Annotated in this window: 23 protein-coding genes, 1 tRNA gene, 2 other RNA genes and 1 riboswitch; of the genes, 11 read left to right on the top strand and 15 right to left on the bottom strand. The window is 59.1% G+C overall.

Annotated elements, in window-relative coordinates:
• Window positions 1-141: 141 nt before the first annotated feature.
• The 6 genes from C1N84_RS18105 to C1N84_RS18130 form a co-directional block, all read right to left on the bottom strand.
• Window positions 142-271: non-coding RNA, RtT sRNA (locus tag C1N84_RS18105), on the bottom strand.
• Window positions 272-306: 35 nt separating this feature from the next.
• A non-coding RNA gene (locus tag C1N84_RS18110) (RtT sRNA) lies at window positions 307-436 on the bottom strand.
• Between the two features lie 35 nt (window positions 437-471).
• Window positions 472-548: transfer RNA gene (locus tag C1N84_RS18115), tRNA-Pro, on the bottom strand.
• A gap of 124 nt (window positions 549-672) precedes the next feature.
• The gene (gene eptB, locus C1N84_RS18120; RefSeq protein ID WP_264441801.1) at window positions 673-2,367 is read right to left on the bottom strand and encodes a kdo(2)-lipid A phosphoethanolamine 7''-transferase; all 1,695 of its coding nucleotides are present in this window, start codon (window positions 2,365-2,367) and stop codon (window positions 673-675) included.
• A gap of 269 nt (window positions 2,368-2,636) precedes the next feature.
• Window positions 2,637-3,065: an organic hydroperoxide resistance protein gene (locus tag C1N84_RS18125; protein WP_021507024.1), complete on the bottom strand. Its 429-nt coding sequence runs from the start codon at window positions 3,063-3,065 to the stop codon at window positions 2,637-2,639.
• A 96-nt stretch (window positions 3,066-3,161) separates the two neighbouring features.
• Complete coding sequence (locus C1N84_RS18130) at window positions 3,162-3,626, bottom strand: MarR family winged helix-turn-helix transcriptional regulator (protein ID WP_010616544.1); 465 nt, start codon at window positions 3,624-3,626, stop codon at window positions 3,162-3,164.
• Window positions 3,627-3,686: 60 nt separating this feature from the next.
• On the opposite strand from C1N84_RS18130, the gene C1N84_RS18135 reads away from it, so the two are divergent.
• Window positions 3,687-4,280, top strand: a complete 594-nt coding sequence (locus C1N84_RS18135) for an HD domain-containing protein (RefSeq protein WP_021507025.1) — start codon at window positions 3,687-3,689, stop codon at window positions 4,278-4,280.
• A gap of 46 nt (window positions 4,281-4,326) precedes the next feature.
• Here C1N84_RS18135 and C1N84_RS18140 read toward each other — a convergent pair whose 3' ends face one another.
• From C1N84_RS18140 to C1N84_RS18170, 7 genes are all read right to left on the bottom strand, one after another.
• Complete coding sequence (locus C1N84_RS18140; protein WP_058781651.1) at window positions 4,327-4,623, bottom strand: HTH-type transcriptional regulator; 297 nt, start codon at window positions 4,621-4,623, stop codon at window positions 4,327-4,329.
• Window positions 4,624-4,888: 265 nt separating this feature from the next.
• On the bottom strand, window positions 4,889-8,488 hold the full coding sequence (gene uca / locus C1N84_RS18145; RefSeq protein ID WP_264441802.1) for an urea carboxylase: 3,600 nt from the start codon (window positions 8,486-8,488) through the stop codon (window positions 4,889-4,891).
• Between the two features lie 80 nt (window positions 8,489-8,568).
• Window positions 8,569-9,204: an urea amidolyase associated protein UAAP2 gene (locus tag C1N84_RS18150; RefSeq protein ID WP_132466083.1), complete on the bottom strand. Its 636-nt coding sequence runs from the start codon at window positions 9,202-9,204 to the stop codon at window positions 8,569-8,571.
• Window positions 9,204-9,911 (bottom strand): urea amidolyase associated protein UAAP1, encoded by a 708-nt coding sequence (locus C1N84_RS18155; protein ID WP_264441803.1) that lies wholly within the window; start codon window positions 9,909-9,911, stop codon window positions 9,204-9,206. Before C1N84_RS18155 ends, C1N84_RS18150 begins: the two co-directional genes overlap by 1 nt.
• Window positions 9,912-9,922: 11 nt before the next feature.
• The gene (locus tag C1N84_RS18160) at window positions 9,923-10,684 is read right to left on the bottom strand and encodes an ABC transporter ATP-binding protein (protein ID WP_058758072.1); all 762 of its coding nucleotides are present in this window, start codon (window positions 10,682-10,684) and stop codon (window positions 9,923-9,925) included.
• Window positions 10,685-10,694: 10 nt separating this feature from the next.
• Window positions 10,695-11,507 carry an ABC transporter permease gene (locus C1N84_RS18165; protein WP_264441804.1) on the bottom strand — a complete coding sequence of 271 codons (813 nt, stop codon included), beginning with the start codon at window positions 11,505-11,507 and terminating at the stop codon, window positions 10,695-10,697.
• A gap of 14 nt (window positions 11,508-11,521) precedes the next feature.
• Entirely contained in the window at window positions 11,522-12,580 is a 1,059-nt protein-coding gene (locus C1N84_RS18170; RefSeq protein ID WP_058758070.1) for a putative urea ABC transporter substrate-binding protein, read from the bottom strand.
• Window positions 12,581-12,643: 63 nt separating this feature from the next.
• Window positions 12,644-12,738, bottom strand: a riboswitch (guanidine-I (ykkC/yxkD leader).
• A 270-nt stretch (window positions 12,739-13,008) separates the two neighbouring features.
• Between C1N84_RS18170 and C1N84_RS18175 the strand changes: the two genes are divergently transcribed.
• The 5 genes from C1N84_RS18175 to rraA all read left to right on the top strand — a co-directional run bounded on the left by C1N84_RS18175 (window position 13,009) and on the right by rraA (window position 18,596).
• A complete protein-coding gene (locus C1N84_RS18175) occupies window positions 13,009-13,725 on the top strand; it encodes a DUF3053 domain-containing protein (protein ID WP_264441805.1) in 717 nt (238 codons plus the stop codon).
• A 433-nt stretch (window positions 13,726-14,158) separates the two neighbouring features.
• A complete protein-coding gene (locus C1N84_RS18180) occupies window positions 14,159-16,093 on the top strand; it encodes a PTS mannitol transporter subunit IICBA (protein WP_058771034.1) in 1,935 nt (644 codons plus the stop codon).
• 94 nt (window positions 16,094-16,187) lie between these two features.
• Window positions 16,188-17,336, top strand: a complete 1,149-nt coding sequence (gene mtlD / locus C1N84_RS18185) for a mannitol-1-phosphate 5-dehydrogenase (protein WP_021507035.1) — start codon at window positions 16,188-16,190, stop codon at window positions 17,334-17,336.
• A 60-nt stretch (window positions 17,337-17,396) separates the two neighbouring features.
• Window positions 17,397-17,945, top strand: a complete 549-nt coding sequence (gene mtlR, locus C1N84_RS18190) for a mannitol operon repressor MtlR (RefSeq protein ID WP_264441806.1) — start codon at window positions 17,397-17,399, stop codon at window positions 17,943-17,945.
• 165 nt (window positions 17,946-18,110) lie between these two features.
• Window positions 18,111-18,596: a ribonuclease E activity regulator RraA gene (rraA, locus tag C1N84_RS18195; protein ID WP_021507037.1), complete on the top strand. Its 486-nt coding sequence runs from the start codon at window positions 18,111-18,113 to the stop codon at window positions 18,594-18,596.
• A 51-nt stretch (window positions 18,597-18,647) separates the two neighbouring features.
• Here rraA and zapB read toward each other — a convergent pair whose 3' ends face one another.
• The gene (gene zapB, locus C1N84_RS18200; protein WP_021507038.1) at window positions 18,648-18,887 is read right to left on the bottom strand and encodes a cell division protein ZapB; all 240 of its coding nucleotides are present in this window, start codon (window positions 18,885-18,887) and stop codon (window positions 18,648-18,650) included.
• A gap of 416 nt (window positions 18,888-19,303) precedes the next feature.
• Here zapB and C1N84_RS18205 point away from each other — a divergent pair, with 416 nt between their 5' ends.
• The 3 genes from C1N84_RS18205 to glpX all read left to right on the top strand — a co-directional run bounded on the left by C1N84_RS18205 (window position 19,304) and on the right by glpX (window position 22,799).
• Entirely contained in the window at window positions 19,304-20,152 is an 849-nt protein-coding gene (locus C1N84_RS18205) for an MIP/aquaporin family protein (protein WP_021507039.1), read from the top strand.
• Window positions 20,153-20,181: 29 nt separating this feature from the next.
• Window positions 20,182-21,693 (top strand): glycerol kinase GlpK, encoded by a 1,512-nt coding sequence (glpK, locus tag C1N84_RS18210; RefSeq protein ID WP_021507040.1) that lies wholly within the window; start codon window positions 20,182-20,184, stop codon window positions 21,691-21,693.
• Between the two features lie 95 nt (window positions 21,694-21,788).
• Complete coding sequence (glpX, locus tag C1N84_RS18215) at window positions 21,789-22,799, top strand: class II fructose-bisphosphatase (RefSeq protein ID WP_264441807.1); 1,011 nt, start codon at window positions 21,789-21,791, stop codon at window positions 22,797-22,799.
• Here glpX and emrD read toward each other — a convergent pair.
• The gene (emrD, locus tag C1N84_RS18220; RefSeq protein WP_276557015.1) at window positions 22,789-23,982 is read right to left on the bottom strand and encodes a multidrug efflux MFS transporter EmrD; all 1,194 of its coding nucleotides are present in this window, start codon (window positions 23,980-23,982) and stop codon (window positions 22,789-22,791) included. The genes glpX and emrD overlap by 11 nt on opposite strands.
• Before the next feature lie 291 nt (window positions 23,983-24,273).
• On the opposite strand from emrD, the gene fpr reads away from it, so the two are divergent.
• Both fpr and C1N84_RS18230 read left to right on the top strand, forming a co-directional pair.
• Window positions 24,274-25,020, top strand: coding sequence for a ferredoxin--NADP(+) reductase (gene fpr, locus C1N84_RS18225; protein WP_136546184.1), 747 nt, complete (start codon window positions 24,274-24,276; stop codon window positions 25,018-25,020).
• Window positions 25,021-25,125: 105 nt separating this feature from the next.
• A complete protein-coding gene (locus C1N84_RS18230; protein ID WP_058771031.1) occupies window positions 25,126-25,716 on the top strand; it encodes a YiiQ family protein in 591 nt (196 codons plus the stop codon).
• Window positions 25,717-25,800: the final 84 nt, after the last annotated feature.

Genomic DNA, 25,800 nt, shown 5'->3' on the forward strand with positions numbered 1-25,800 from the left:
GTCACACGCCATGGATGGCGTGTGCCGAGCGATCAGGGACGAGACAGCGTCTTTACGGAGCGGTCCCGTATTTCACCCTGAAACTGCAAAAACGACAGACGAAAAAAAACCTGCTTTTTGCAAAGCAGGTTTCTTAAATGATGGTCGGCGAGAGAGGATTACGCTTCTCTGCGAGAAGCGCCCTGCGGGCCGTTGCTGACGCAACGTTGTCTCGCTGCGCTCGGCTCAAACCTCCTTCGGAGGTTCTCATCCTCTTTTGCTACGAACGAAAAAAGCCCGCTTTTTGCAAAGCGGGCTTTTCGAATATGGTCGGCGAGAGAGGATTACGCTTCTCTGCGAGAAGCGCCCTGCGGGCCGTTGCTGACGCAACGTTGTCTCGCTGCGCTCGGCTCAAACCTCCTTCGGAGGTTCTCATCCTCTTTTGCTACGAACGAAAAAAGCCCGCTTTTTGCAAAGCGGGCTTTTCGAATATGGTCGGCGAGAGAGGATTCGAACCTCCGACCCACTGGTCCCAAACCAGTTGCGCTACCAAGCTGCGCTACTCGCCGATGGGGGCGAATATTACTGCCGTGACTTTAGAGCGTCAATCCCTTTTCCCGAAAATCCGCCTGATTGCCTGGAAAGCAAGCAGTGCCTTAAACACCTGCCTGCTCAATAAGATCCAGGCACGAATTACAGCGCTTTCGCACTGCTGGCAGTGGCAGGTGCCTGGCACCAGTTATTCGCTGCTTTAATACCGCCATCCGGCGAGGTATAGCCCAGACACCCTAAAATGGTGTCGAACAGCTCAACGTGACGATGGGTTTTGCCGACGCGCTGCTGCGCCTGTAAGCGCTCAAAGTTGCTGCGGTTAGTCGGGTCCTGCAAATACTTATCAGACGCCCAGACAATCATCGGCACGCGGAACTGCTCGGGCGGTGCCATTTCGCGCGGCGTACCGTGCAGGTGCATATTTTCGCTGATCGACTCACCGTGGTCCGCGGCATAGAACACAATCGCCTTCTTATCACGCAGCTGATCCAGCACGCTGTCCAGCATGGTATCAACATACAGAATCGAGTTGTCGTAGGCGTTAATCAGCTGGGCTTTACTGCACTTATCGTCCACGCCAATACACTCAGGCTGATAACGGGCAAACTCGCGCGGATAACGCTGTGAATAAAGATAGTGCGAACCTTTCGTGTGCAACACCACCAGATGCTTACCTTTCGGGAAGCGCTGCAGCGAAGCCTGCAGCTCCGGCACCAGCAGCATATCGTCCACCGCTTTGCCCTGATTGCGCTTCTCAGAACCAATCTGCTCGCGGAACGAGAAGTTATTCACATCGGCGTTGTCGTAGAACCACACTTCGCTCTGCATGGCGAACAGCTCGGAGGTGAAGCCCAGCTCTTTCATCACCGCAAAAATGTTCTGCTCTTTCAGCGTACGGCCAGGGTTATCCATGGTGCCGCCCTCGCGCACAAACATGCAGCGCAGCGACAGCTTGGTGGCGGTATCACAGGATTCACCGCGGAATGCCACCAGATTCTTCTCTTTCGACAGCTTCGGCGTGGTATCGCGGTTGTAGCCCAGCATGCCCATGTGATCCCAGCGCGTGGTCTCGCCAATCACAAACACCACATAGGTATCGTCAATGCCAGGCGGCGCTACATAGGTAAACTTCTTCGCCGGATCGAGCAACTCCTGGCTGTCCAGCTTCTCGTCCACCTTGGTCCAGGCGAACAGGCCCAGCGCCGCGATCCAGTTCGAAGGCAGATAAGAGTGCGCCACTACGCCGCCATAGCTTGGCAGGTCGATATTGGTGAGCTCTTCATTGGCTTTTTGCAGCTTGTCGAAGTAGCGAATCGGTAGCCATACCAGTGCCACGCTCAGCAGCAGGATCACTGTAGGTTTCAGACGCTGACCGGGGGTCTTCAGCTGTTCAATCAGCGTCAGGCTCAGGTTATTGCGCCAGATCAGCAGCAGCGGCAGTGCGCTCACCAGCAACATCCACAATACAAAGTGCAGCCCGATAACCTCTTTAGAAAGATCGACATCGGTTGTCATGACCGACGCCACGATGCCGTAACCGATCACCACGTTAAAGAACGCCATGTAATACGCGGCGGCCACCGAAATCACCACCAGCAGGCTGGCGATCACGCGATAAAACCATTTGCCACCCAGCGACAGCAGTCGCATCAGGAAGAAGGTCAGCAGTACGGCCGCGGTCACTTCCGCCGCGGCGGATAACCAGTTGGTGACGGTGGATTTCGTTAAGAAGCCGTCAAAACGGCGATAAAAGATTGGCAAATTCAATAAGATGCCAAGATAGAGCGCCAGCAAAAGCGACAACTTTTGCTGCGTTAAACTTTTAATGTAATTCATATAAATTTCTGTTCCCGACCTGGTGTCGATGCTTCAACCGTAAATGTGACTGTGCAAAGAGCGTAAGGTTCGCTTGCGTAGCAGAAAAGCGTGACCTGGCGAGTAGGATCGGGACGAATCTGAACCCAAATAATTACGATGATGCACGGAGCGCAGCAGTAGAACATTTAACCAATGGTAAGACCAGAAAATTCTTTAGTTCGATGGGATGCGGGATGGTGTTCGTGATAAAAAAGGCTCCCGCAGGAGCCTTTTATGCATGCATCAACTTAGTTGATGATATTCAGCGTCACGTCGATGTTGCCGCGCGTCGCGTTTGAGTACGGACAAACAATGTGTGCCGCATCAACCAGCTTCTGCGCTTCCGCCGCGTCCATCTCTGGCAGATGGATATTCAGTTTTGCTTCAATGCCAAAACCGGTTGGGATAGGACCAATCCCCACTTCGCCCTCAATCCACGCGTCTTTTGGCATGGCGATTTTGTCGCGGCCGGCGACAAATTTCATCGCGCCGAGGAAGCAGGCAGAGTAGCCGGCAGCAAACAGCTGCTCCGGGTTCGTCACCTCGCCGCCCGCGCCGCCCATCTCTTTTGGCACGCCCAGCTTCACGTCCAGCACGTTATCAGACGAGGTGGCGCGGCCATCGCGGCCACCGGTTGCTTTGGCTTTGGCGGTGTAAATCACTTTTTCTAAAGACATCATAACCTCACTATTCGCTATATAATCGCGTGCTATTTATAAGGCACAGGGGAAAACTTCACTCTCAGGATGCCGCCGCAGCGACATCCCTGATGCTCAGGTGGCGCGATTCAGGTTGCCGCGCAGATCGTCCAGCTGCTGTTTCAGCGCCGCCATGGTGTCGGTATCGCAGGCGGTCGCGCACTGGACCGCTTCCGGAATGCTGGCGGCTTTTTCCTGCAGCGCGCGTCCCTGGTCGGTCAGCGTAACCACGACCTGGCGCTCATCCTGACGCGAACGCTGGCGGCGCAGCAGACCAGCGCTCTCCAGTCGTTTCAGCAGTGGCGTCAGGGTGGCCGAATCGAGAAACAGCTTTTCACCAATCTCCGATACCGTCAGATCATCCTGATGCCACAGCACCAGCATCACCAGATATTGCGGATAGGTGATCTCCAGCGCCGCCAGTAGCTGGCGATAGACTTTATGCATCGCCAGGTTCGCCGAATAGAGCGCGAAACACAGATGCTGATCAAGCTGGAGTGGCGCAGGCTTCACTTTTTTGTCATCTTGATTACTGTTCATGCGACTCAATATAGATAGCGCGCTAGATAATTGCAAGCAACTTTTTCCTGGAGTGTGAAGATGCGTGATTCACTGGAAGAGCAGGCGCGCCGTTATGCCACGCAGGCACATGCCGATGCGGGCCAGCGTCGCAAATACACCGACGAACCCTATATTGTGCATCCGGCTGCCGTCGCGGAGCTGGTGCGCAGCGTAAGCGATGACGAAGCGATGATCGCTGCCGCCTGGCTGCACGACACGGTGGAGGACACCGCCAGTACCTTACAGGATATTGAAGAACACTTTGGTGCGCGCGTTGCACACCTGGTGGACATGCTTACCGACAGCGCCCAGCCGCAGGCGAAAAATCGTACCGCCCGGAAGCTGGCACACTTTCGCCACACTGCCGAAGCCTCGCCCGAGGCGCAAACCATCAAGCTGGCCGATATCATCGATAACACCCGTGCCATCGTGCAGTTCGACCCCAACTTTGCCCGGGTTTACCTGGTTGAGAAACAGATTCAGATTCAGCTGTTACAGCAGGGCGATCGGCGTTTGTGGCAGCAGGCGAATCACATCATTGAACAGGGCATCGCGCAGCTGGCAAAACCGCCGTACAGCGTGCCGGAGAGCTGGTTTGTCAAACAGGCGGCGAAATACGGTGGTTTAAGCTGAAAAAAACCCGCCGTGCAGGCGGGTCACAGAGAACCGATAGTCGGCGTTATTCCAGCAGCTGTCGGCCCAGATACGGATTGGCCTGCAGCAGTTTCATCAGTTTGCGAGCCGTGGCGGATGGGCGCGTACGTTGCGCTTCCCAGCTTTTTACTGACGAGACGCTCACCCCCATCACGCGGGCGAATTCATCCACCTGCATGCCGGTCATCTCGCGTAAACGCTGCGGTTCGGGAACGGAAACGGTATTGAGTGCAATTTCTGATACGGGAGTCTTTGCATCACGTGTCAAAACAATTTGCTCAAGACTGCTGAGTAATTCGACCATTGGATCTTTTATTTCCATAGAGAACTCCTTAAAACTCACTATGAAGCACGTGAAAGTAGAGAGGTAAGCGCCACCAGGCGCTGAAACCGGCCTTATCAGGCTGTATCCCGAAACAGTTTTCCCTTATCAGGGCGAAAATAGTGTTTTAATGAAACCGTTACGGGACACAGCCTGTTGCACACTGCGAAAAGATGTCAGAGCAATGCAACATTGAACCGGGTCTCTAAGTATGGGTCAGATCCCCGGCTTTGCTGCCTGTTTCCTGATTATTTTTTCTTCTTTCTTATACTGCAAACGGATCGATCACCATAAGTAACTGACCCGCCTGCACTTGCTGCCCGGCCTGGCGTTGCAGGCTGTGGATTTTGCCACTGACCGGCGCCACGATCGGGATTTCCATCTTCATGGATTCGAGAATGCCTACCGTGGCACCCGCGGTCACATCACTGCCTTCCGCCACCAGCCATTGCCACACGCTACCCGCCACCTGGCTCTCGACGCTGTGACAGCCCGCCGGCACCACCACTTCCTCGCTGCTCTGCGCCTGCAGCTGGCTGTCGAAGGTGAACTGGCCATCGGCGCGCCAGCGTGCCAGCTCGGCGTCAAACGCCTGCTGACGCTGCTGCTGGAACGCGTCGATCTCCGTCGCCTGGGCAGTCAGCAGCGCCTGATACTCGGCGAGCCGGAACTCACCGGCTTCCACGCGCAGCGGATAATCGCCCCACGGGAAACGTTCGCGGATTTGCAGCAGTTCGTCGGCACTGACCGGATAAAAACGGATTTGGTCGAAGAAACGCAGCAGCCACGGCTGGGTAAAGGCGCTGGTGCGGCGATCGCGATTCCACATCTGCAGCGTACGTCCGACGAACTGATAGCCGCCCGGCCCTTCCATGCCATAAACACACAGATACGCGCCGCCGATGCCCACCGAGTTTTCCGCCGTCCAGGTGCGCGCCGGATTGTATTTGGTGGTCACCAGGCGGTGACGCGGATCGAGTGGCGTCGCCACCGGTGCGCCGAGATAGACATCGCCCAGCCCCATCACCAGATACGAGGCGCTGAACACAATCTGTTTCACCGCCTCCACGCTATCGAGCCCGTTAATACGCCGGATAAACTCAATGTTGCTCGGGCACCAGGGCGCATTCGGACGCACCGACTGGCTATAGCGTGTTACGGCTTCGCGGCAGGCGGCATCATCCCAGCTGAGCGGCAGCCACACGGTGCGCGACGGCACAGCCGCGTCGGCAAGGTCGCCCAGCAGATTATCAGCGTGCAAAATTTGCGCCAACAGCTCACTTCTTGCGCACTGCTGCGCATCATAATGCACCTGTAACGAGCGGATGCCGGGCGTCAGCTCCCGCTGACCCGCCAGCGGATGCGCCTCCAGCCACTGCATGAGGGCGTGGACGCGGAAACGTAGCGCAATGTCCAGCGTCAGCGCGCCATACTCCACCAGCAGAAAACGGTCACCCGCGGCGCGCACGCACAGTGCAGGCCGCCCTGCGGTTGCTGCATGCTGGTGCAAGATCGGATCGATCAGCGGCAGTGCTGGCGTCACGCGCACCGCTTCCGCTTGCAGATGCGCGATCTCACGACGCTGCGCCTGCGCCAGACGATCGGCATCAGCAAGGGCGATCGGCACAAAGCGCAGCCGATCGCCCGCTTTGAGCTGACCCAGCTTCCACAGATCGGCGTCGATCACCGTCGCCGGACAGACAAAGCCGCCCAGCGAAGGGCCGTCCGGACCAAGAATCACCGGCATATCACCGGTAAAATCCACCGTGCCAAAGGCATAGGCGTTGTCGTGAATATTGGACGGATGCATGCCCGCCTCGCCGCCGTCGCTGCGCGCCCAGTCAGGTTTCGGGCCGATCAGCCGAATCCCGGTGCGGCTGGAGTTGTAGTGCACCTGCCACTCGGCAGCGAAAAATTCGCTTATATCGTCATCGGTAAAGAAGGCGGGTGCGCCGTGCGGACCATAAACAACGCGCAGCTGCCATTCACCGTTAAGGGGCGGCAGCAGCGTCTCGGGCAGGCGCGCCGCCGCAGCCTGACGCGGCGCGGCCAGCTGCAGCACGTCGCCGGCGCGCAGCGCCCGCCCGGCGTGACCGCCAAACTTACCCAGCGTAAAGGTACTGCGGCTGCCCAGATAGCGCGGCGTATCCAGCCCGCCCGCCAGCAGCAGATAGCTGCGGCAGCCGTCGCGCACGTCGCCCAGCGTCAGGGTTTGCCCGGCCTGCGCATGCAGCACCTGATGCATCGCCAGCGGCTGGCTGTCGAGGTTGGCTGCCAGCGGCGCGCCGCTCAGTACAAAGCTGCATGCCTGATTAAAGCGCAGCGTCGGACCGCGCAGCGTGATTTCCAGCCCGGCCGCCTGGGCCTCGTTACCCAGCAGGCGATTGCCGAGCTGGAAGGCGCGGCTGTCGAACGGCCCGGAAGGCGGTACGCCGACGTGCCAGTAGCCGACGCGGCCCGGCGCATCCTGCACCGTGGTGAGGGTACCGCCGCTGAGGATATCCAGCGTTGGCGGCTGCCACGCCACGCTGCCGAGCGTGGCGGTAATGATGCGTCCCTGCTGCACGTCCGGCAGCGCACAGAGCTGACGCAGCCAGCGCAGGTTGGTCTCGATGCCATACAGCTCACTCTGCGCCAGCGCCGCGATCATGCCGTCGAGCGCGCGCTGGCGATCGGCCGCGTGCACGAGGATCTTCGCCAGCATCGGATCGTAAAACGGTGAAACCTCCATGCCGCTCTCTACGCTGCTGTCGATGCGCAGCGTGGCGTGATCGAGCGCCGTCGGGAACTGCACGTGGCTGAGCAGTCCGGCGCTCGGCTGAAACTGCTTCGCCGGATCCTCAGCGTACAGCCGTACCTGAATAGCATGGCCCTGCGCCACCGGTTGCAGCGTCGCCAGCGGCGGCAGGCGCTGCTGCGCCAGTTCGACCATCCAGCGCACCAGATCCACGCCGTACACCAGTTCAGTGACGCCATGCTCGACCTGCAGGCGGGTATTCACTTCGAGGAACCAGAATTGCTGGCTGACCTCATCGTAGACATACTCCACCGTGCCGGCGCTGCGATAGTTAACCGCGCGCGCCAGCCGTACGGCGGTGGCCTGCAACTGCGCGCGCACCGCATCGCTGAGCCGCGGCGCGGGGGTCTCCTCCAGCACCTTCTGATTACGGCGCTGCGCCGAGCAGTCGCGTTCGCCCAGCGCAATCACGTTGCCGTGGCCATCGCCAAAAATCTGTACCTCGATATGACGCGCCCGGGCGATAAATTTCTCTAAAAACACGCCATCGTCGGCGAAATTGTTGCCTGCCAGCCGCTTCACGCGGGTAAAGGCTTCCTCCAGCTCGTCCGCGCTGTTGCAGCGCTGCATCCCGATGCCGCCCCCGCCGGCGGTGCTTTTCAGCATCACCGGATAGCCAATCTGTTGCGCGGCGGCCTGTGCCTGCTGCAGGGAGGTCAGCAGGCCGCTGCCCGGCAGCAGTGGCACCGCGTTCTGCTCAGCCAGTTCGCGCGCGCGATGTTTCAGGCCAAACGCCCGCATCTGCGCCGCATCCGGCCCGAGAAAATGCAGGCCCGCCGCTTCGCAGCGCGTGACGAACTCCGGTTTTTCACTGAGAAAGCCATAGCCCGGATGCAGCGCCTGCGCGCCGCTCTGAGCGGCAATCGCCAGCAGTTTGTCCTGGTTGAGATAGGTGTCGCGCACCTGGCCCTCGCCCAGCGACCAGGCTTCATCGGCCAGTCGCACGTGGCGCGCATGGCGATCGGCTTCGGCATAGACGGCAATCGCCCGGATATTCATGGCCTGCAGGGTACGGATGATACGCACGGCAATCGCGCCACGGTTGGCAATCAATACGCGATCAATCATGACTGAATACTCTTATTGCGGCAGGTCGTCCTGCACCAGCTGTGACGGCGTAAAACGGGTCGTCCCGTTGCGTCAGAGAATCACCACACGCTGACGGCAATCGGCGTCGGGTTGTAACCGTTACAGGGATTGTTGAGCTGCGGACAGTTGGAGATCAGCACCAGAATGTTCATCTGCGCCACCATCTCAACATACTTACCCGGCGCGGAGATGCCATCGGCAAATGTCAGGCCGCCGTCGTGGGTCACCGGCACATTCATGAAGAAGTTAATGTTGTGCGTGATATCGCGGCGCGTCAGGCCAGACTCCGGATGCGCGGCGACCGCCAGCATCCAGCTGTCACGGCAAGAGTGCATGTGGCGCTTTTCGAGGTCATAACGCACCGTATTACTCTCGCACGAGCAGGCGCCGCCGAGCGTATCGTGACGGCCACAGGTATCGGCGGTGATGGTCAGCATCGGCCGATCAAGATTAGAACGCAGCACGCTGCCGGCCGTGAGAAACACGTTGTGCTGGCCGCGCAGCGTCTCGCTCATGCTGTAGCGCTCGGCGGTATCGTCGGCGTTGAAAAACAGCGTATCCGCCGCCTGATTGCCTTCCAGATCGGTAATGCGCAGCGTTTCTCCGGCGGCAATGCGCTGCAGCCAGTAATCACCGGCGTCGATCTGCTGCTGCAGACGCGCCTGCGCCGGGTTTCGTTCACTCGCTTTGATCATCACACTTCTTCCTGCAGTTGATATAGGGCGTTATTGCGCAGGCCGCGCTGGTTTTCCGCGCGCTGCAGACAGATTTCCGGCAGCGGCGCGCGCTGCGCATCCAGCATCAGCTGCAGCGGCTGGCGCGGATAATCGCTCGCCGGGCTGAGCGGGTGCGGACAGGTGTGCAGCAGCACCAGCGTGTCCATGGCGAAACGCAGCCGAACCTGCGTGCCGGCTTCGCCCTGCCGCTCCAGCGTTAAGCGTCCGCTGTCATCGGCGCGTACCTGGGCAAACAGGTTGAGGCAGGCCGCCATGTCGCGCTGGCCAAGGCCATATTTCGCCAGCTCGACGAGGAAGCTGTCGTAGCCGTTTTGATGGCGCAGGTTGCGCGCCTGCTGATAGTCGCTGACTCCATAGCGCGCGGCCGTTTGTGCCGCGTTCAGCGTGCCGCACACACTCTCGTGCCAGCCGAAACTGTCGTGTTCAATGCCGCAGAAAATGCGCCCCATGTCCGAGTAGAGACAGTGGCCGGCGGTGAGCCGGAAAGTGTGCTGGCATTTGAGCGTATCCGGCGCGTTGTAGCGCTCCAGCAGGTTTTCCGGGTTATAAAACAGCAGGCCGGCGCTGGCGCCGCCCTCCACATCAGTCAGCGTCAGCGCGCTGCCGCTGCGCATGACAAAAGACCAGTGCGCCCCGGCGGGCAGCAGGGTTTGGTATGGCTGCATCGTGCTCTCCTTTAAGCCACCTGCGTTGCGGACAGCACTTCAGCGGCGGGCTGAGTGCGATCCAGCGGCAGGTCGTAAGTGATAGTGGCGCCCCAGGCTTGCGGCGCGTGCGGATCGTGGCGCAGTTTGTCGAACACCAGCAGGCGTGACGCGAGGCTGAAGCCCTCTTTCAGATCGTGGGTGATCATGAAAATGGTCAGCTGATGCTGCTGCCACAGCTGGGTGATCAGCTGATGCATCTCGCTGCGAATACCGGGATCGAGCGCGCCAAAAGGTTCATCCAGCAGCAGAATGCGCGGCTGTTTCATCAGCGCCTGCGCCAGGGCCAGACGTTGCTGCATGCCGCCCGACAGCTGATGCGGATATTTGCTCTGCGCCTGTTCCAGTCCGACCTGCGCCAGCATTGCCTGCGCGCGCTGGCGAATCGCCTGACGTTTGCGTCCCCAGACGCGTCCCAGCCAGCGTGCGCTGCTGAACTCGTCAGCCAGCATCACGTTGCCGAGCACCGTCAGATGCGGAAACACCGAGTAGCGCTGAAACACCACGCCGCGATGGGCATCCGGCTCGTCGGGAATCGGTGCGCCATCCAGCAGCAGCTCGCCTTTGGTCGGCGCTTCGGTGCCGAGCAGCATATTCAGAAACGTGGTTTTGCCGCAGCCGGAGGCGCCGACAATCGCCACGAATTCGCCGCGCTCGACCTGCATATTCAGCCGCTCCAGCACCACCTGATCGCCGTAGTGTTTTTCCAGATTTTTCAGTTGCAGTAAGGGCATCGCGCGCTCCTTATTTGGCGTGATACCACGGCCAGCAGCGTCGGCTGACGAGCCGCAGCAGCAGGTCGAGGGCAAAGGCCAGCAGGGTGATCCACGCCACGTACGGCAGAATCACATCCATGGCCAGATAGCGGCGCATCAGGAAGATGCGGTAACCGAGGCCTTCCGTGGCCGCAATCGCTTCGGCAGCAATCAGGAACAGCCACGCCGAACAGAGCGACAGCCGCACCGCATCGCACAGGCGCGGCATCAGCTGCGGCAGAATCACCCGCCACAGAATCTGTGCGCTATGCGCACCGAGCGTCTGCGCTTTGACCAGCTGCTCCTGCGGGATTTTCTGCACCTGCAGCTGCAGATCGCGGGCGATCAGCGGCGTGATGCCGATAACGATCAGCACCACTTTGGAGACTTCGCCAAGGCCAAAGCAGATAAACAGAATGGGCAGAATCGCCAGCGGCGGCACCAGCGCAAACAGCGTCACCAGCGGTGCCAGCACCGCGCGCGCCACCGGCAGCGCGCCGGTGAACAGGCCGATTGCCAGCGCCAGCAGCGCGCTGATAGCAACGCCACTCAGCAAACGCAGCAGGCTGGCGGCGGTATCGCTCCACAGCAGATATTCGCCGGTGCGCGGGCTGGGCTGAAACGCCATCCGGCTGATGCCCTCGCCCATGGCGTTGAATCCCGGCAGCAGCTTGTCTGCCGCGTTCAGGCTGAGACGCGCATCCGACGCGAACAGATAGACCAGCAGCACCGCCAGCAGCGGCAGAATGCCAAGCAGCAGGCGGCCGAGCGGCAGCGGTTGGTAGTTGATCAATTTACGCATCGGCAGCGCCTCGCTTACAGCTGACCGGCGGCGGCCAGTTTGGTGAAGGTGTCGGTAAAGCGCAGTTTGATGTTGCCGGCATCGCCCCAGTTACCGGCCGGGGTAGCGACCCCTACCGCATCGGCCCCCGGCGCGCCTTCGCCCAGGAGGCCGTGTTTAAAGGAGAATTCAGCCACCAGCTGCATGGTGGCTTTCAGCTGCGGGCTGTCGACAAAATCCAGCGTGGTTTTGGCATCGCTGAACAGGTGTGTCGCGGCAAGCTGCTGATCAAAACCGGCCAGATCGGTACCGGATGCCTGCGCCATCTGCGTGCGCGCCGCTTTGGCACTGTCGCTCTGCCCGGCCATGCTGTGCAGCGTCTCGTACCAGGCACCGGTAAGCGCTTTGCCGAGCTGAGGATATTTGTTGAGCGTGGCGGTGTTGACTACCAGCAGGTCAAGGATTTCGCCCGGGATCTGCGCCGAGGAGAACACCAGATGGCTGTCCGGCTGCTTCTCTGCTTCCGCCAGCAGCGGATTCCACGTGACGATGGCGTTAACGTCAGCAGTACCAAATGCCGCCACCAGATCGGCATCGGCGGTATTAACCACCCTGACGTCTTTCTCGCTCATGCCGGATTTCTCCAGCGCGCGCGCCAGCAGATAGTGTGAGACCGAGAGTTCGACGAGGTTGATGGGTTTGCCTTTCAGCGCGCTGACGCTGTCCGCGCCTTTAAGCAGAATGCCATCGTTGCCGTTAGAGTAGTCGCCGACAATCAGCGCGGTGCTGTCGACGCCGCCAGTGGCCGGAATGGTCAGCGCATCCATATTGGTCATGGTGCAGCCGTCAAAGCCACCTGCGGTGTACTGATTGACCGACTCGATATAGTCGTTAACCTGCACAAACTGAATATCGATGCCGTACTTATCGGCCCACTTTTTCACGATGCCGCTTTGCTGGGCGTAATCCCACGGCATCCAGCCAGCGTAGATGGACCAGCAAAGCTTAAAGGAAGGTTTAGCGGCGGCCAGCGACGGAACGCTGAACAGGGCGACGCTGCAAATCAGCAGCAGGCGCAGACAGGCTTTAATCATGATGATTCCTCTGGCGTTAACGGACGAAAATCAGGCAGGAGGCGGCGAGCAACGTTCTCGCTTTCCTCCCGGGCTTTTTTCCCGCCGTGTAACCGTCAGAGGACGGTCGGTCACTCTCGGACCAGCATCTCGCGATCGGAACCCTAGTGACCCATTGCAAATTGTGTGGCGACGTCGGTTGCCCGCGATCGCTCCTGCATCTGCCAGAAAGCAGGCAATATCAATGCCAGGTTGCTATCAGCCTGAATTACATGCGTTATTGCACAGCGCTGCGCTCGCAGGCAGGCTGCGCTGCACAGTTGTGCAGCAGGCACGCACCAGCGTGAAGCACTGCAGACCAGCCGTTGTACAGCCGGGGCCATTGCACTATTCTTTAGGACCTTTCCCAGCGAATCGAATTTAGCCATCGTCACAACAGGAGTTGAATTATGGCGTCAGGAATTTCCCGCATCTGGATGCGTAGCGGCATGCTGCTGGCCGGCGTGCTACTTGTGCTGCAGCTTACCGCCTGCGGCGATAAAGAGGGCGATCAGCGCAAAGCCTTTACTGATTTTCTGCAAAACACCGTGATGCGCAGCGGTGAACATCTGCCCAGCCTGAGCGAAAACCAGAAGCAAACCTTCGGTAACTACGCCAGTGATTACGCCATCCTGTATGGCTTCTCGCAGCAGGTGAATCAGGCGGTGGATCAGGGCATGCGCCCGGTGGTTGATGAGCTGGCGGCCATCCGCGTGCCGCAGGATTATCTGACACGCCGCGACAGCCTGCGCCAGGCAAGCGGCAATCTGAGCGTGCTGACGCAGCAGATTCAGAGCGCCAAAATGCAGGCCGACAGCAGCAAAGCCACGCTGAAGCAGCCAGACGATTTGAAGAAAGTGTACGACAGCGTGTACGCCAAAGTGGTGACGCAGCCAGCCAGCACGCTGATCCCGCTGCTGCCGCAGCTGCAGGCGCTGAGCCAGTCGGCAGTTCAGGCCGGCGATTATCTGCAGTCGCAGGGCGCGCGCGTCAGCTTCAATGACGGCGGCGTTCAGTTCCCGACGCAGGAGCAGGCCACGCAGTACAACACGCTGATGAGCAATCTCGCCAGCAACACGCAGGCGCTGACCCAGGCACAAAATGCCGTACAGGGCGGTTTGCAGTAAGCCGCTCAGCGGGCAGTTCTCCCCTGCCCGCTTTTTCAGATTTTCGTCACTTCCTTACATCGCCTTTTTCTGTCAGCACAGAGTGTGATCTGGCGCATTTTCAACCAAAAATAGTTTGTGATCTCAATCACATTTGTGAAACAAACCGGCCCAGGTGAAAGGTGATTTTTGTCACATTCCTACCGCTGTTGCGCGCATTTTTTCGCCAGCGTTGCTTTCTTACAGGGTATTTTTGTGATCAAAGTCACCTTTAATCCCCCTGCCCACCCCAATTTAGCGTGATATACATCACACTTTTTCCTGACGCTACGCAGTGTAATCAACTAGTGCTAGAGTCCGCGTGCATACAGTAATGCCACGGCCCCCGCCGTAACGTCTTAACAAAAACAAACGCGCTCTCTTATTGCAGCGCGTCTCAATAAGGGGTGGGTTTATGTCCTCATCAGTCAAGGTCAAGGTTCAGAGCTTTGGTCGCTTTCTGAGTAATATGGTGATGCCAAACATCGGTGCGTTTATCGCCTGGGGTATCATCACAGCACTGTTCATTCCAACCGGATGGATTCCTAACGAAACGCTGGCCAAACTGGTCGGCCCGATGATTACCTACCTGCTGCCGTTGCTCATCGGCTTCACCGGTGGTCGTCTGGTGGGTGGCGATCGCGGCGGCGTGGTCGGTGCCATCACCACCATGGGCGTGATCGTCGGTGCCGATATGCCGATGTTCCTTGGCTCGATGATTGCCGGTCCGCTGGGCGGCTGGGCGATTAAGTCGTTTGACCGCGCGGTTGACGGCAAAATCAAAAGCGGCTTCGAGATGCTGGTCAACAACTTCTCGGCCGGTATTATCGGTATGCTGCTGGCGCTGCTGGCCTTCCTCGCTATCGGTCCGCTGGTAGAAGGTCTGTCACACATTCTCGCCGCCGGCGTAAACCTGATGGTGCAGAACAACCTGCTGCCGCTGACCTCAATCTTTGTTGAACCGGCGAAAATCCTGTTCCTCAATAACGCCATCAACCACGGTATCTTCTCGCCGCTGGGTATCCAGCAGGCCAGCGAAGCGGGCAAATCGATCTTCTTCCTGATTGAAGCGAACCCGGGTCCGGGTATGGGCGTGCTGGTTGCTTATATGATCTTCGGCCGCGGCAGCGCCAAGCAGTCGGCGGGCGGTGCAGCGATCATCCACTTCCTTGGCGGTATCCACGAAATCTACTTCCCGTACGTGCTGATGGCGCCGCGCCTGCTGCTGGCAGTGATCCTCGGCGGTATGACCGGCGTGTTCACCCTGACGCTGCTGAACGGCGGTCTGGTATCACCGGCCTCACCAGGTTCGATTCTGGCCGTGCTGGCGATGACGCCAAAAGGCGCTTACTTCGCTAACATCGCGGCTATCGTTGCGGCTTTCGCCGTCTCCTTCGTGGTCTCCTCGATTCTGCTGAAAACCAGCAAAGTAAAAGAAGAAGACGATATCGAAGCGGCGACCCAGCGCATGAAAGACATGAAAGCGCAGTCAAAAGGCCAGGCCGTTGCCGGTTCACCGGTGGTAGCCGATGCCAGCAGCGTTGACGTCAGCCACGTGCGCAAAATCATCGTCGCCTGTGATGCCGGTATGGGCTCCAGCGCGATGGGTGCAGGCGTGCTGCGCAAGAAGGTGCAGGATGCGGGCCTGAGCAATATCTCTGTGACCAACAGCGCGATTAACTCGCTGCCGGGCGATGTTGATCTGGTGATTACTCACCGCGATCTGACCGAACGTGCGATGCGTCAGGCGCCACAGGCGCAGCACATCTCGCTGAACAACTTCCTCGACAGCGCGCTGTACACCAACCTGACTGAGCGTCTGGTGGCGGCGAACCGCAGCGAAGCCCACCGTGAAACGGTACAGACCGCGCTGGCAGACAGCTATGACGACGGCAGCGCGCACCTGTTCAAACTGGGCGCTGACAACGTGTTCCTCGGCCTGAGCGCCAGCAATAAAGAGCAGGCGATTCGCTTCGCCGGCGAGCAGCTGGTGAAAGGTGGCTACGTGCAGCCGGAATACGTTGAAGCGATGCTGGCGCGCGAGCAGCTGACGCCAACTTACCTCGGTGAATCCATCGCCGTGCCGCACGGCACCGTCGAAGCCAAAGACCGCGTGCTGAAAACCGGCGTTGTATTCTGCCAGTATCCGGCTGGCGTGCAGTTTGGCGATGAGCCGGACGAAGTCGCGCGACTGGTGATTGGTATTGCCGCACGCAATAACGAACACATTCAGGTGATCACCAGCCTGACCAATGCGCTCGATGACGACAGCGTAATCGAGAAGCTGGCGAACACCACCAGCGTGCAGGACGTGCTGGATCTGCTGTCTGGCAGCACTGCCAACGCGTAATTCGCGGTTTTAACTTCCCTGGGGCGGGCAAGCCCGTCCCCACTTTCCGGGGCGGACATGCCCGCCCTTTCGTCATTTGATATGGGTCAAATTTATGAAAGCGTTACATTTTGGAGCAGGTAACATCGGCCGTGGATTTATCGGTAAGCTGCTGGCGGATGCCGGTATCGAACTGGTGTTTGCTGATGTGAATCAGGTGGTGCTTGATGCCCTTAACGCCCGTCATGAGTATCCGGTTCACGTGGTGGGCGAGCAGGCGCAGGTTGAAATCGTTACCGGCGTCAGCGCGGTGAACAGCACCAGCGACGACATCGTCACGCTGATCGCTGAGGTTGATATCGTTACCACGGCGGTTGGTCCGCAGATCCTTGAGCGCATCGCAGGCAGCGTGGCGCAGGGTCTGGCCAAACGCAGTGACAACGGTAATGTCCGTCCGCTGAATATCATCGCCTGTGAAAACATGGTGCGCGGCACCAGCCAGCTGAAGCAGCACGTACTGAAAGCGCTGCCGCAGCAATATCATGCGTGGGTTGAAGAGCACGTTGGCTTTGTTGATTCGGCAGTTGACCGCATCGTGCCGCCATCTGAAGCCGGCAGCACCGATCCGCTGGAAGTCACGGTAGAAACCTTCAGCGAGTGGATCGTCGACAAAACCCAATTCAAAGGCGCATTGCCGGACATTCCTGGCATGGAGCTGACCGATAACCTGATGGCATTCGTCGAGCGCAAGCTGTTTACCCTTAACACCGGCCACGCCATTACCGCTTATCTTGGCCAGCTGGCCGGTCACGCCACCATTCGCGAAGCCATTCTTGACCAGAAAGTACGTGCCGTGGTGCAGGGCGCGATGCAGGAGAGCGGCGCGGTGCTGATCAAGCGTTATGGTTTCGATGCGGAGAAACATGCCGCGTACATCCAGAAAATCCTCACGCGTTTCGAAAACCCGTACCTGAAAGATGACGTCGAGCGCGTGGGCCGTCAGCCGCTGCGCAAGCTGAGCGCCGGCGATCGCCTGATCAAGCCGACGCTGGGCACGCTGGAGTATCAGCTGCCGCACGCCAGCCTGGTGCAGGGCATTGCCGCCGCGATGCACTATCGCAGCGAAGCCGATCCGCAGGCGCAGGAGCTGGCGTCACTGATCGCGCAGAAAGGCCCACAGGCGGCGCTGGCGGAGATTTCTGGCCTTGATGCCAATAGCGAAGTGGTGAGCTCAGTGGTGAGCGCTTACCACGCTATGGCATAATGCGCGCCCTTTAGTGGTCAATTCGGGCACGGCAGCCGCGTGCCCGTCGACGGTAGCTGAATGATGCAGGCAATAATGGAAGAGAAGCAGGCTTTTGAAAACCGGGTGCTTGAGCGGCTGAACGCCGGTCGTTCGGTGAGAAGCTTCCTGATCGCCGCTGTCGAACTGCTGGCGGAAGCAGTCAATCTGCTGGTGCTGCAGGTCTTTCGCAAAGACGACTACGCGGTGAAATATGCGGTGGAACCGCTGCTGCTGGGCGACGGCCCGCTGGGCGAGCTGTCGGTACGCCTGAAGCTCATCTACGGCCTGGGGGTGATCAATCGCCACGAATACGAAGACTGCGAGCTGCTGCTGGCGCTGCGTGAGGAGCTGAATCACGACACCAGCGACTACCGCTTTACCGACGATGAAATACTCGGCCCGTTCGGCGAACTGCACTGCGTGCTGGCCTGGCCGCCGCAACCCGATTTCACCCGCGACGACGCCGCGCTGCGCGCCATGCAGCAGCAGCGCTACCTGCAGATGGTGCGATCCACCATGGTGCTGTCGCTGACCGAGCTGATTTCCCGTATCTCGCACAAACAGGCCTTCAAGAAGCCCGCCTTGTAACGCTTCCCCTGCGGCGCTGTCGCCACGCGCCGCTGTTCTCTCCGCCGCAGACAAAATATTACGCAGGATATTGATGCAGCGCTTTTTTTGGCGGTTGATGATTTTGCCAACAATCGTCAGATAGCGATATACTTACCGCTCCTGTGGCAAACAGACGACATCCCTATGAAATACGATACATCTGAACTCTGCGACATCTACCATGAAGAAGTGAACGTTGTTGAACCGCTTTTTTCGAACTTTGGTGGGCGCACCTCATTCGGAGGTCAAATTACCACAGTGAAATGTTTCGAAGACAACGGCCTGCTGTATGACCTGCTCGAAGAGAACGGTCGCGGTCGCGTGCTGCTGGTCGATGGCGGCGGCTCAGTGCGGCGCGCGCTGGTTGACGCACAGTTAGCAAGACTGGCGGCGCAAAACGAGTGGGAAGGCATCGTGGTGTACGGCTCGGTTCGCCAGGTCGATGAGCTGGAAGAGCTGGAGATCGGCATTCAGGCGATTGCGGCCATTCCGGCTGGCGCCGCAGGCGAAGGCATCGGCGAGAGCGACGTGCGGGTTAACTTCGGCGGCGTCACCTTCTTCTCCGGCGATCATCTCTACGCCGACAACACCGGCATGATCCTGTCTGAAGACGCACTCGACATCGAGTAAGCGACAAACAAAAACGGGTGCCGCGGCACCCGTTGGTTTAAGCGCTGAGGCTTAAACTTCTTCCATTTTTCCCAGCAGTGCACGCAGGCGCTCCTGCCATACATGCTGCTCTTCTTTCAGGTGCTGATTTTCACGCGCCAGCGCTTCGTGATTGCCGGATGCCTGGCTCATTTCGTTTTTCAGGTTATTGTTCTGCTCTTTCAGCTCTTCAATTTCCATCTGCAGCAGGGTGATGGTATCAATCGCCTGCTGTACTTTCGCTTCCAGTTTCTCGAATACTTCAAATGACATCTTTCTGACCTCTCCTAAATCGTGCAAGGCGTTGATAGACCGGGCGTGCCTTAAAATAGTGCGTCCAGCCACGATGTCCCGATTGTATGTAGCCACACCCGGCAAGTCCAGCAGCACAAGGCCTGCGAGGGAAGTCTGTAACACTTTTCAGTTTATACCTGGAAAACGCGCAACTTCGCGCATTTTGCGCGCGGTCACACGCGCAGGGTGCAGCGCAGCGGGGGTTTTTGGCCCTAAACACAGGCAAAAGACGCGAAAACGCGCATTTTTATGACACGGCACACAAAATTCGATTTCGCTATTTCTCGTTTATGCTCGTTAACGATAAATTCACATCAACCCTACATTAGAGCTGGGCGACTCAAGGATTGAGAACAAAAACTGATAAAATTTAACCTCGCTTCAGGAATTCCATTATGAGTCAGACAACGAACACACTCAAAGGTCAGTGCATCGCCGAGTTTCTCGGTACCGGTTTGATCATCTTTTTTGGTGCCGGCTGTGTGGCGGCGCTGAAGCTGGCCGGTGCCGCATTCGGCCAGTGGGAAATTTGTATCATCTGGGGTCTTGCTGTCTCCATGGCGGTTTATCTGAGCGCAGGCGTATCCGGCGCTCACCTCAATCCGGCAGTCACGGTTGCCCTGTGCCTGTTCGCCAACTTCGAAGGCCGCAAAGTTTTACCTTATATTGTGTCGCAAATCGCTGGCGCGTTCTGTGCGGCGGCGCTGGTCTACGGTCTTTACTACAATCTGTTCTTTGATTACGAAGCCAGCCACCAGATGGTACGCGGCAGCGTGCAGAGCCTCGATCTGGCCGGTATCTTCTCCACCTATCCGAACCCGCACATCACCGTGGCGCAGGCGTTCCTGGTGGAAATGGTGATTACTGCCGTGCTGATGGCGGTGATCATGGCGCTGACCGACGACGGCAACGGCGTACCGCGTGGCCCGCTGGCGCCGCTGCTGATTGGTCTGCTGGTGGCGGTGATTGGCGGTTCCATGGGTCCGCTGACCGGCTTCGCCCTCAACCCGGCGCGTGACTTCGGTCCGAAGCTGTTCGCCTTCTTCGCGGGCTGGGGTAACGTGGCGTTCACCGGTGGTAAAGATATTCCTTACTTCCTGGTGCCAATTTTTGGCCCGCTGGTCGGAGCCTGCCTCGGTGCCTTTGGTTATCGTGCGCTGATTGGCCGTCACCTGCCGGGCAACCTTGCAGAAACCAGTAAAACAGAAAAACCGGTCGCGCGCGCTGAGCAGCGTAAAGCGTAAGTTTCATCGTTAATCATCAGGAAACCATAATGACTACGACTGATAAAAAATATATTGTCGCGCTCGATCAGGGCACAACCAGCTCACGTGCCGTGGTGCTCGATCATGACGCCAACATCGTCGCCGTCTCACAGCGCGAATTCACCCAGATCTACCCTAAAGCCGGCTGGGTTGAGCACGATCCGATGGACATCTGGGCCTCACAGAGCTCCACGCTGGTGGAAGTGCTGGCGCACGCTGATATCCGTTCTGACCAGATCGCCGCCATCGGTATCACCAACCAGCGTGAAACCGCGATTGTCTGGGACAAAGAGACCGGCAAACCAATTTACAACGCCATCGTCTGGCAGGATCCACGTACCGCCGACTACTGTAACAAGCTGAAGAAAGAGGGTCTGGAAGAGTACATCCAGCACACCACCGGCCTGGTGATTAACCCGTACTTCTCCGGCACCAAGGTGAAGTGGATTCTCGACCATGTGGAAGGCGCGCGCGAGCGGGCGAAACGCGGCGAACTGCTGTTCGGCACCGTCGACACCTGGCTGGTGTGGAAAATGACCCAGGGCCGCGTGCACATCACCGATCACACCAACGCATCACGTACCATGATGTACAACATCCACAAGCTGGAGTGGGATGCACGCATGCTGGAGATTCTGGACATTCCGCGTGAAATGCTGCCGGAAGTGAAAGGATCGTCCGAAATCTACGGCCAGACTAACATTGGTGGTAAGGGCGGTACGCGTATTCCTATCGCCGGTATCGCCGGTGACCAGCAGGCTGCGCTGTATGGTCAGCTGTGTGTGCAGCCTGGCATGGCGAAAAACACCTACGGCACCGGCTGCTTTATGCTGATGAACACCGGTACCGAAGCGGTTACCTCGACTCACGGTCTGCTGACTACCATCGCCTGCGGTCCACGCGGCGAGGTGAACTACGCGCTGGAAGGTGCCGTGTTCATCGGTGGTGCGTCCATTCAGTGGCTGCGCGATGAGATGAAGCTGATCAGCGATGCGGGCGACTCCGAATACTTCGCGATGAAAGTCAAAGACACCAACGGTGTGTACATGGTGCCGGCCTTTACCGGTCTTGGCGCACCGTACTGGGACCCGTATGCGCGCGGCGCAATCTTCGGTCTGACCCGTGGTGCCAACGCCAACCACATCATTCGCGCCACGCTGGAGTCCATCGCTTACCAGACGCGTGACGTGCTGGAAGCGATGCAGAACGATGCCGATACCCGCCTGCAGTCGCTGCGCGTGGATGGCGGTGCGGTGGCCAACAACTTCCTGATGCAGTTCCAGTCCGATATTCTCGGGACGCGCGTGGAGCGTCCGGAAGTGCGCGAAGTGACCGCGCTGGGTGCGGCGTACCTTGCCGGTCTGGCGGTCGGCTTCTGGAACGATCTGGAAGAAGTTCGTGCTAAAGCCGTGGTGGAACGCGAATTCCGTCCAAGCATTGAAACCACCGAACGCAACGTACGCTATGCCGGCTGGAAAAAAGCCGTGGCACGCGCCCAGGCGTGGGAAGAAGAAGAGTAACACTGTGCTGACCCGCGGCGCCCTGCCGCGGGTTTTTCCCGTCCCCCTGCCCCGCTGTGCTACACTGCCCGCCTGTTTTTTGTCAGGTGCAGACCATGAAACGAGAACTCGCGATTGAATTTTCCCGTGTGACCGAAGCCGCTGCGTTAGCGGGCTATCACTGGTTAGGACGCGGCGACAAGAATGCCGCTGACGGCGCCGCCGTCAACGCTATGCGCATTATGCTCAACACCATCAATATCGACGGCCAGATCGTGATTGGCGAGGGCGAAATCGACGAAGCACCGATGCTCTACATTGGTGAAAAAGTCGGTACCGGCCACGGCGATGCGGTGGACATTGCAGTTGATCCTATCGAAGGCACGCGTATGACTGCGATGGGCCAGGCCAACGCGCTGGCGGTGCTGGCGGTGGGCGATAAAGGCAGCTTCCTGCACGCACCTGATATGTATATGGAAAAGCTGATTGTCGGTCCGGGCGCGCGCGGCACTATCGATCTCAACCAGCCGCTCGCCACCAATCTGCAGGCGATTGCGCAGGCGCTCAATAAACCGCTCAGCCAGCTGACGGTGTCGATTCTCGCCAAACCGCGTCACGATGCGGTCATCGCGCAGCTACAGCAGCTGGGCGTGCGCGTGTTTGCTTTTCCGGACGGCGATGTCGCGGCCTCGATTCTTACCTGCATGCCGGACAGCGAAGTGGACGTGCTGTATGGCATCGGCGGTGCGCCGGAAGGCGTGGTGTCAGCGGCGGTGATCCGCGCCATGGATGGCGACATGCAGGCGCGCCTGCTGGCTCGTCATCAGGTCAAAGGAGATTCGGCCGACAACCGCCGTCTGGGTGAGCAGGAGCTGGCGCGCTGTGCCGAAATGGGTATCAACGCCGGGGAAGTGCTGACGCTGCAACAGATGGCGCGTAACGATAACGTGATTTTCGCGGCGACCGGCATCACCACGGGCGATCTGCTAAAGGGCATCACGCGCCAGGGCAATATCGCCACCAGCGAAACGCTGCTGGTGCGCGGTAAATCGCGCACCATTCGCCGCATTCAGTCGATCCACTATCTGGACCGCAAAGACGCGGCGCTGCACCCTTTTATCCTGTAACCGTCTGTTTGCCGCTCTCCGGATGACGCGAGAGCGGCCACCAGCACAGCAGCATCACCAGCGACGTCACAAACATCAGCATGCCGAGGCTCGACTGATCGTGCTGCGGCAGCAGTGCTGAGAGCCACGCCACCACGCCGGAACCCAGATTCTGCAGACCGCCAATCAGCGCACCGGCACTGCCGGCCAGCCACGCGTAGGGCTCCATCGCGCCAGAAGTTGCCAGCGGAAACAGCATGCCCGCGCCGAAGAAGAACAGCGCGGCCGGCACCAGCAGCGTCCAGATATTCATCACGCCAAACCACGCCGGCAGCCACATCAGCAGGCCCGCCAGCAGGCAGCTGTTCACGCCGTACCACATCAGCGTATGCCAGGATTTCTGCTCGCGGCCGGCAAACCAGGCACCGAAAAAGGCCGCCGGAATCGGCAGGATGAACAAAATACTCACCGTCAGCCCGTCGAGCCCCAGCACGCCCGCCATCAGTACGCCACAGCTGGCTTCAAATACCGCAATGCCTGCCAGCGCGCCGATCAGCAGTAGCAGATAACGCACAAAGTTGCCGTCGCTGAGCAGCGTGATGTAGCGGCGCAGAAACGGTGTCGCGGGCGCATCCACCGGACGGGTCTCCAGGAGCCAGCGGGCCATCGCCGCCGTTACGCCAACACACAGCAGCAGCAGGAAAGCAAAGCAGGCGTGCCAGCCAAACAGATGGGTCAGCAGCGCGCCGATTACCGGCGCCAGCAGCGGACTGACCAGAATGCCCATATTGAGCAGGCTGTTGGCCTGGCGCAGCGCAATGCCGGAGTAAAGATCGCGCGGCATGGTGCGCGCCATCACGCCAGCCACGCCGGTGCCCAGTCCCTGCACCGCACTGCCCAGTACCAGCACACTCAGCGACGGCGCAAACAGGGCGATCAGCGCGCCCGCCGCGAAGATCGTCATCCCCGCTAGAATCACCGGACGCCGGCCAATGCTGTCCGACAGCGGGCCGTAGATCAGCTGCGATCCGCCGTAGGTCATCAGATAGGCCGCCATCACCTGCTGCATGGCGCCGCTGCGTACGTTAAGCGCCTCTGCCATGTTCGCCATGGCGGGCACATAGATGGTCTGCGCCATCTGCCCGACCGCCACCAGCACAATCAGCATGAACAGCAGGAAGCGGTTTTGCGTATTACTCATCATCATGGAACAAAATGTCTGCCTGAGAAACAAAGTAATGACAGCACTAAACAGGGCTGCCGGAGAGTTATGGCGGCAAAAATATCAGGAATTGCACACAAAGCGAGAGGCGGACGTAAAGCGGCAGCCCAGCCACCGTCAAGCTTCTGTACCAGGCTGTAACGTGGCCGCTACAGTTGCTGATGTGTGCGGACGATTTGTCGCAGAGAGCCCTTTACCGGCTGCGGGGCTGGAAATCTGGTGCCGGGCTGACGAAGATAGAAAGAGACCAATTATCAATCATCAGGAGCGAACATGGCAGAGTGGGTCAATGCAGAAGTTAAAGAAGTGAAAAACTGGACCGATGCACTGTTCAGCCTGCGCGTCACGGCGCCCATCGACCCTTTTACCGCCGGCCAGTTTGCCAAGCTGGCGCTGGAAGTCGACGGCGAGCGCGTGCAGCGCGCCTACTCCTACGTCAACGCGCCGCACGATCCGCTGCTGGAGTTCTATCTGGTAACGGTGCCGGAAGGGAAGCTCAGCCCGCGTTTGCAGGCGCTGCAGCCTGGCGATCAGGTGATGGTGACCAAAGAGGCGGCTGGTTTCTTTGTGCTGGATGAGATCCCCGACTGCCAGACGCTGTGGATGCTGGCGACCGGCACGGCGATCGGCCCGTATCTGTCGATTTTGCAACAGGGCGAAGGGCTGGAGCGCTTCGACAACATTGTGCTGGTGCACGCTGCGCGCTATGCCGCCGACCTGAGTTTTCTGCCGCTGATGCAGCAGCTACAGCAGCGTTATCAGGGCAAGCTGCACATTCAGACGGTGGTTAGCCGCGAGCAGATGCCCGGTTCACTGCATGGCCGCGTACCGCAGCTGATCGAGAGCGGAGAACTGGAAAACGCCGTGGGCCTGCCGATGCTCGCCGATACCAGCCACGTGATGCTGTGCGGTAACCCGCAAATGGTGCGCGATACCCAGCAATTGCTGAAAGATAGCCGCGATATGCGTAAGCATTTCAAACGTAAACCCGGCCACATGACCAGCGAGCATTACTGGTAATCGTGCCGGCAGCAAAATGTCAGATTTTTCCCGGCGCGGGTTTTGACTTTCAGCGGTAAAAACCGTTCTAATCGTGGGCTAAGTGAATGATTTAGGGCCGAAGCAATGAAGAATCTGCCAGTCGCGCTGCTGCTCAGCGTCGCACTGACATTTCCCGCCTGGGCGGAGGACGCGCCCGCGCAGGATCGCAACGATCACCTGCCTGCGGCGCCGTATCTGCTGGCGGGTGCGCCCACCTTTGATATGACCATCGCGCAGTTCCGCGAAAAGTACAACGCCGCCAATCCTGACCTGCCGCTGCAGGAGTATCGCGCCATCGATAACCGCGATGACAAGAGTCACCTGACACGAGCCGCCAGCAAAATCAGCGAAACGCTGTATGCCTCTACCGCGCTGGAACAGGGCACCGGCAAGATTAAAACGCTGCAGATTACCTGGCTGCCGGTGCCGGGCCCGGATATGAAAGCGGCACAGACACGCGCCATGGATTACATGACTGCACTACTGCGCTTTTTTGTGCCCGGTTTGTCAGCGGAGGAGGGGCACAAGAAGCTTGATGGCCTGCTCAGCGCTGGCAAGGGCGCACGCTATTTTTCCCGCACCGAAGGTGCACTGCGCTTCGTGGTCGCAGACAACGGCGACAAAGGGCTGACCTTCGCCGTTGAGCCCATCAAACTGGCGCTCGCTAGCCCCTGATCTCCCCGGCAAAAATGACGAAAAGCAAAGCCAGCGCCCCATTTGATCTCTATACTGTCTGGCAGACATCGCTGCCCCGATGGC

It is taken from the genome of Pantoea sp. SGAir0418 (genome assembly GCF_043529865.1).

Coding starts and splice junctions, on each gene's coding strand:
- C1N84_RS18180 (WP_058771034.1), top strand. CDS start 14,159: ATGTCCTCATCAGTCAAGGTCAAGGTTCAGAGCTTTGGTCGCTTTCTG.
- C1N84_RS18140 (WP_058781651.1), bottom strand. CDS start 4,623: ATGGAAATAAAAGATCCAATGGTCGAATTACTCAGCAGTCTTGAGCAA.
- C1N84_RS18175 (WP_264441805.1), top strand. CDS start 13,009: ATGGCGTCAGGAATTTCCCGCATCTGGATGCGTAGCGGCATGCTGCTG.
- uca (WP_264441802.1), bottom strand. CDS start 8,488: ATGATTGATCGCGTATTGATTGCCAACCGTGGCGCGATTGCCGTGCGT.
- eptB (WP_264441801.1), bottom strand. CDS start 2,367: ATGAATTACATTAAAAGTTTAACGCAGCAAAAGTTGTCGCTTTTGCTG.
- C1N84_RS18125 (WP_021507024.1), bottom strand. CDS start 3,065: ATGTCTTTAGAAAAAGTGATTTACACCGCCAAAGCCAAAGCAACCGGT.
- C1N84_RS18155 (WP_264441803.1), bottom strand. CDS start 9,911: ATGCAGCCATACCAAACCCTGCTGCCCGCCGGGGCGCACTGGTCTTTT.
- C1N84_RS18130 (WP_010616544.1), bottom strand. CDS start 3,626: ATGAACAGTAATCAAGATGACAAAAAAGTGAAGCCTGCGCCACTCCAG.
- fpr (WP_136546184.1), top strand. CDS start 24,274: ATGGCAGAGTGGGTCAATGCAGAAGTTAAAGAAGTGAAAAACTGGACC.
- zapB (WP_021507038.1), bottom strand. CDS start 18,887: ATGTCATTTGAAGTATTCGAGAAACTGGAAGCGAAAGTACAGCAGGCG.
- rraA (WP_021507037.1), top strand. CDS start 18,111: ATGAAATACGATACATCTGAACTCTGCGACATCTACCATGAAGAAGTG.
- C1N84_RS18160 (WP_058758072.1), bottom strand. CDS start 10,684: ATGCCCTTACTGCAACTGAAAAATCTGGAAAAACACTACGGCGATCAG.
- C1N84_RS18205 (WP_021507039.1), top strand. CDS start 19,304: ATGAGTCAGACAACGAACACACTCAAAGGTCAGTGCATCGCCGAGTTT.
- C1N84_RS18170 (WP_058758070.1), bottom strand. CDS start 12,580: ATGATTAAAGCCTGTCTGCGCCTGCTGCTGATTTGCAGCGTCGCCCTG.
- C1N84_RS18150 (WP_132466083.1), bottom strand. CDS start 9,204: ATGATCAAAGCGAGTGAACGAAACCCGGCGCAGGCGCGTCTGCAGCAG.
- mtlR (WP_264441806.1), top strand. CDS start 17,397: ATGATGCAGGCAATAATGGAAGAGAAGCAGGCTTTTGAAAACCGGGTG.
- emrD (WP_276557015.1), bottom strand. CDS start 23,982: ATGATGAGTAATACGCAAAACCGCTTCCTGCTGTTCATGCTGATTGTG.
- glpX (WP_264441807.1), top strand. CDS start 21,789: ATGAAACGAGAACTCGCGATTGAATTTTCCCGTGTGACCGAAGCCGCT.
- C1N84_RS18135 (WP_021507025.1), top strand. CDS start 3,687: ATGCGTGATTCACTGGAAGAGCAGGCGCGCCGTTATGCCACGCAGGCA.
- mtlD (WP_021507035.1), top strand. CDS start 16,188: ATGAAAGCGTTACATTTTGGAGCAGGTAACATCGGCCGTGGATTTATC.
- C1N84_RS18165 (WP_264441804.1), bottom strand. CDS start 11,507: ATGCGTAAATTGATCAACTACCAACCGCTGCCGCTCGGCCGCCTGCTG.
- C1N84_RS18230 (WP_058771031.1), top strand. CDS start 25,126: ATGAAGAATCTGCCAGTCGCGCTGCTGCTCAGCGTCGCACTGACATTT.
- glpK (WP_021507040.1), top strand. CDS start 20,182: ATGACTACGACTGATAAAAAATATATTGTCGCGCTCGATCAGGGCACA.